This is a genomic window from Brevundimonas sp. (assembly GCF_044239655.1).
In the GTDB taxonomy this organism is placed as follows: domain Bacteria; phylum Pseudomonadota; class Alphaproteobacteria; order Caulobacterales; family Caulobacteraceae; genus Brevundimonas.
The window spans coordinates 1-5,607 of record NZ_JBIIAY010000157.1 but is presented as its reverse complement, the minus strand read 5'-3'; the positions used below and the strand labels follow the sequence as shown (position 1 = coordinate 5,607).

The following is a 5,607-nucleotide window of genomic DNA, read 5'->3' as shown; positions in this document are numbered from 1 at the left end:
CAGGGCCTCGGCATAGAGCCGCGCCTTGGATTGCAGGGCCGTCACCGCCATGCGCCGCGCCTCGTCCTCGGCCGCCTTGGGATCCTGGAGGCCGAAGGCGATGCCGTCGATCTGGTTGACCCCGGCGGCGACCACGGCGTCGGCGGTCGCGCCGACCTTGGTCAGGTCGCGAATGGTCACGGTGACGCGGTTGGTGGCCTGATAGCCGCGCAGTTTCGGCGGCTGGTTCTCGACATAGTCGTACTGGGCCTGGAGGTTCAGGCCCGAGGTCTGGATGTCGCGTTCGGCCAGGCCGGCGCGACGCATCGCCGTGGCCACCTCGGTCATGCGGGCGGCGTTCAGGGCCATGGCCTCGCGTGCAGTGGGGGCTTCGGTGACGACGCCGAAGGTGATGGTCGCCATGTCGGGGGCCACCTTGACCTCGCCGGTGGCCGACAGGTTCAGCGAGGGCTGGGTCTGGATCATCTGGATGGTGCTCTGGACGGGTTGCGAACCCGTAGACTGGGCGTGGGCCGGCGCGGCCATGGCGGTCGCGGCCATCAGCGCGCCGCTGAGGGCGAGGACGCGAAACGAGGGGGCGCGCAGGCCGGGCGCGGTGAGGGCGAGGGTTCGGGTCATGGGGGGCTCCTGAAAGAGACGTGGTCCGGACGGCGCGCTTGTCGCCCGCCGCCATGTCCGAACCTTGGCCGATCGCGCCTGAACGTCGTGGCGGTGCCTCTGTCAGGGAGCGTTCATCGCCGTGACATCGCCGACAGGTTCGCGGCGCCTTTGCAGCGAGCCGCCTGTCCTGCTAGGCCGTCGCCTCTCCCGCGCGCGGACACGGGGGCGAGTAGCTCAATGGTTAGAGCCGACCGCTCATAACGGTCTGGTTGGGGGTTCGAGTCCCTCCTCGCCTACCACCCCCACTTGAATCGGTTTCTTCAGGCGGTAACGTCGTTCTGCATTCTGGAGCGCAACTCATGCCGATCATCAGTGGAACGCCGAACGGTGACGTCCTGAACGGGACATCGGGGGACGATCAGATATTCGGGCTTGGGGGCGGCGACTTCATCACCGGCGGCGAGGGGGCCGACTACATAGACGGGGGTGACGGCGACGATTTCATCCGGGGCAGCGAAGGTGCCGACGTGATGCGCGGCGGTGCGGGGGCCGATGTCTTCGCTTTCGATGGAGACGTGCAGCCCGTGGGGTCGGCCTACGATCTCATCGTCGATTTCCAGACCGGAACCGATCGCATCGCCACCATCTTCGTCCCGTTCGAGATCAGCATCGTTCGTCAGGGCGGTTCCAGCTTCGTGTTCATGAGGTCTTTCAGCGGGGCCGGCCTGTCAGTGATCACAGCCCTCGGGGACATCAATGCCCGCGACTTCGGCGACATCGACCGTCAGGGCGGTGCGATCACCATGTTGGGCTCGTCGGGCATTGACGTCTTGATCGGAGGCGCGGGGCGCAACACGATCTTCGGTGGTGGCGGCAACGACACGATCGACGGCGGAGCCGGCGACGACGTCATCTTCGGCGGAGCGGGCGCAAACGGTCTGACCGGTGGTGCCGGCCGGGATTTCTTCGTGCTGGACCCGGTGGCCGAGGGCCGTGACGTCGTCATTGATTTCACGCGGGGGGATGATCGGGTGATCGTCAATTCCGGCGGTTCGGCGATCGCGATCAACTATGACCCGACGGGTCGGTCGGTCGTCGCTTCAGGCAGCGCTTCCTTGACCTCGACCCCGGTCATCCAGCCGGCCGATATCGACGTGCCCTCGGGGGCATCAATCCTGGTTTCCGACTTCAGCGGTGGTGCCGGGCGGATTATCATCGGCGGCTCCAATGCCGAGACCATCTGGGCCTATCTGGGCGCAGACATCATTCAGGGCGGTGGTGGCGCAGACCGCTTCCTGTATCGGGCCGCCAACGAATCGACGGCTGGCACCATGGATGTGATCGTGGATTTCCAGTCGGGCGTGGATCGCATCGTGCTGGAGGCCTTTGCAGCCGGTACCGTGGCCAATGTCGCCTACAATGCCAACGGTGCCTTCATCTTCGTCGATGTCGGAGGCAACGGGACCAACGACATGGTGATCGGACTGGCCGGCGTGGCCGGTGTCGCGGCGAGCGATATCGTCATCACCTTCGCTTCGGCGCAGGCACCCGAAGGCCTTCCGGTCGAGGACGCATCGGCCGACATGACGCTCGTTCAGGATTTCCCACAGGTGCGGGACGCAGGCGACTGGTACCTGACGGCCTAGCAGCCGTCAGTACGGCCTCGGCGTCGCCGCGCACGACCGCTCACGCAGGCGCTCCTGCTCCCGCACCCAGCCCCGGTCGTAGCGAGGGTCGCCGGCGAAGGGCAGGGGAGGGTTGCGGCGGCCGAAGCGGGCCTCGCCCCAGTAGCGGGTGTCGTCGATGAAGGCACCGCGCTGGTCGTACCAGCCGCAGCCGGCGTTGAAGCGTTGGAGGCCCGGCACGACATAGGCGTCGTTGACATAGGCGATGCCCAGGGCGCCTTCTTCCTCGGCCCACCAGGATTGCGGATAGGGGCGCTGCTGGCACTCGAAGCCCTGTTCGCCGCGCCGCCAGAAGGGGACGAACCGGCCGCGGTATTCGGGCCTGAACTCGGGCGAGCATTCGCGGCCGCGCGACCACAGGGAGTTGCCGCGCGCATCGATGTCGCCGCGCGCGTCCTCGAAGAAGATCTGTTCGACGCCGGAGAAGGCGGTGTTGGTCACCACAGCCCGACCCGCCTGAGCCACCACACCAACGTAGCGGGCGCGCACGCGTGAGCCGGTCAGGGTCAGTTCGCCGCCATAGACGACGACCCCCTTGTCGGCGAGGCACAGTTTCGAGCCCTGGATGGTGACGCGGACCCCGTCCACGGCGACGCCCTCGCCGTAGCCGCAGATCCGGCTGTTGACGATCGACAGCTCGCCCAGTTCGCGGCGCGAGCGGACGTTCACCCCGATGGCGCGCGGGCCGAAATTGGAGGGATTGTGCTCGCCGGTCAGGAAGACGTTGGTCAGGCTGGACGGGCCGCCGGGTCCGGGCGAAATCTCGACGCCGGACTGGGCGTTGACGACGTTCAGGCCTACGGCGGTCAGGGTCCCGGCGTCGACCAGGATGGCGGGGCCGGTGGTCTGGGCGTTGATCGAGCTTGAACGGATGTCGAGCACCCCGCCGCGCACCAGGATGGCCGCCTCGTCGCCGACGTGGCGCAGCGAGACGCGGTCGAGCGCGATCGTCGCCTCCTCGCCCGAGATGCAGGGGGCGTCGCCGGCGGTGGGCGAGGCCAGGGCGATGTCCTGGATCACGGCGCGCACGCCGGGGGCCACGGTGATGCAGGGCAGGCCTTGCGGGGCCTGAAGCGTGACGGATCCGGCATGGCTGCCCGAGCCGCGAATGGTCATGGCCTTGTCGATGTTGATCCAGCCGACGCAGGGGCCGCCCGAGGCGCGGATGGTCAATGTGCCGCCGGGGGCCACGCGCCGCGCCGCCGCCTCGACCCCGCCGCTGCCGGGATTGCCGCCGCAGTCGACGATCACCTCGTTCTGGAGCCCACCGGGGTGAGGCGGGAAGCCGGGCCCGAATCCGGGACGCGGCGGCGCATAGTGGTCCGGTCGGTGGTCGCGATAGTTGAAGCGGCGGTGCTCGCGGCGTGGCCGGCTGCTGGTCTGGGGGCTGAGCAGCAGGCCGAAGTTCGGTCGGGTCTGGCTCTCGACCCGCGCGGCGACCTGCGCCTGGGCCGGCGTCGGACCGGTCAGGGCCAGAAACACGGCCGCAGCGACGGCGGCCCCGGCCAGCAGGCCGGTCGAGATGGCGAGGGCGGTCGATGACGTCTTCATGGCTCGCCCTCCTAGCGGCGCTGCGAACGGGAAACCTGGGCGAGGACCGCCTGCAGGCGCGAAGCCGAGGGACCGAAGCCCTCGAAGGCCGAATCGATCCGGTAGGCGACGGCCTGGGCCTTGTCCTGATCGGACACTCCGGCGACGCCCAGGGCGAAGAAGGTGGACATGGCGAACTTGGCCTCGCCGTTCCCCTGTTTGTCGGCCATCGAATACCAGTGGAAGGCGCGGGCGTAGTCGGCGGGAACCCCGATGCCTTCAGAATACATCACGGCCAGCACCATCTGGGCGTCGGACGATCCGTTGGTGGCGGCCAGCTGGATGGCGCGGACCTTCTCCAGCGGCGACAGGAAACCGTCCATCGGATGGCCCAGCATGGCCTCCAGGGTCTCCACCTGGCGTTTCGACAGGCCGTTGGGTTCGCGCGCCACGTCCTCGGTCACGCCGAGGAATTTCAGCGCCCGGCCGACGTGGACGAAGGGCATCTCGCCCTGCATTCGCGAGAGGGCGTATTCATAGGCGTCGCCGCGCGGCCGGCTCTCGTCCGAGAAGGGCACGCCCGATGGCGGCGCCTCGTTGGGATAGAATTCGTAGGGCGGCACCCACTGACGCGCCTTGGCCTCCACGAAGGAGCCTGCCCGCGCCCGGGTCGGCGACGACCGCTCGAAATCCTTAAGGAGCACATAGGCCCCGACATCGCCGGTCTGCACCGCAAGGTAGTTGTACAGATAGGCGTCGACGTCGTTCCGCTGGAACAGGTTGACGGCGGCGTTGCGCGACGCGCGCCAGCGTTCCTCGCGATTGGCTCCGTCCTTGCGGCCATAGGCCTCGCGGCCCTGAGGGTTGTCTTCGGGCTCGCCGAAGGGGCCGAACAGGCCGTCGTGAAGCCGGGCCAGGGTGCGGAAGCCCTTGGCGTCCTGGGTCGACAGGACATAGATCATCCGGTCGCGGACCTGCTCCTGCTCGTCGCGCGACATCCGGGACAGCTGTTCGTCCAGCTTCTGATAGGCGTTGTGACGCTCCCAGGCCCGGCAGTCGTCATAGCGCGACAGGGCCCGGAGGCCCCCGCCGAACAGGCCGCCGCGTTCGACGCGGTTGATGGGGGCGTAACCCTCCTCGTTGGCGAGGGCGAGGCCGGTCCAGACCGCGCTCTCGATCGGGTCCTCGATGTTCTTGTCGGTAGCGCGGACAGCGGCATAGCGTGTGCCGAGTTCCAGCTGGGCGAAGAAGTCGCCGCGGAAGGCCGCGCGGCGGAGCGCCCTCAGACCCTGTTCCTGGGCATTGAACTCGGACCCGGTCAGGGAGGCGGGACGCGGGCAGGCATTGACGGCAGCGGCCCCGTCCTTGCGCCACAGCGAAGGGCCACCTTCACCGCAGCTCGTCAGACCGGTCAGGGCGACGGCGGATGCGACCAGGGCCACGACGACGGCTGCGGGCCGGCGTGCGACACCGCGCGCGTGATCGCCTCGATCCTCCCGATCACCCATCACCAACCCCTCGAACCCCGTACTGGACATCCGGCGACCCCGGGTATCGCGTTAACCATTTCGCAATACGGCGTTCGGGTCCAGTGACTTCGCCTCGTGGTTAACGTTGTTTTGCGACAAAGCGTTGCCGCAAAGGCGCGACTTTAAGGCACAGCTTGATATCGCGGGCGAATTCGGCGTTTGGACCGCTCGCCCGGCAGGAGAATTCGACGCATCTCGCCCTGTGTCCCATGACCCCCTATATGCGCCGATCGCCCAGAGAATCGCTCCGCCATGTCCTACGT

At 68.0% G+C, this 5,607-nt stretch carries 4 protein-coding genes and 1 tRNA gene; 2 read left to right on the top strand and 3 right to left on the bottom strand.

Features of this window, described 5'->3' with window-relative positions; genetic code table 11:
- The coding region (locus tag ACILQR_RS15225; protein WP_395652231.1) for an SIMPL domain-containing protein at nt 1-618 on the bottom strand (618 nt) is incomplete at its 3' end.
- Nucleotides 619-823: 205 nt separating this feature from the next.
- Here ACILQR_RS15225 and ACILQR_RS15220 point away from each other — a divergent pair.
- Nucleotides 824-899 (top strand) — tRNA-Ile (locus ACILQR_RS15220).
- 60 nt (nt 900-959) lie between these two features.
- Nucleotides 960-2,246 carry a calcium-binding protein gene (locus tag ACILQR_RS15215; protein WP_395652230.1) on the top strand — a complete coding sequence of 429 codons (1,287 nt, stop codon included), beginning with the start codon at nt 960-962 and terminating at the stop codon, nt 2,244-2,246.
- 6 nt (nt 2,247-2,252) lie between these two features.
- Here the strand turns inward: ACILQR_RS15215 and ACILQR_RS15210 are convergent, their stop codons facing one another.
- Nucleotides 2,253-3,836, bottom strand: a complete 1,584-nt coding sequence (locus tag ACILQR_RS15210; protein ID WP_395652229.1) for a hypothetical protein — start codon at nt 3,834-3,836, stop codon at nt 2,253-2,255.
- An 11-nt stretch (nt 3,837-3,847) separates the two neighbouring features.
- Nucleotides 3,848-5,353, bottom strand: a complete 1,506-nt coding sequence (locus ACILQR_RS15205; RefSeq protein ID WP_395652228.1) for a tetratricopeptide repeat protein — start codon at nt 5,351-5,353, stop codon at nt 3,848-3,850.
- Nucleotides 5,354-5,607: the final 254 nt, after the last annotated feature.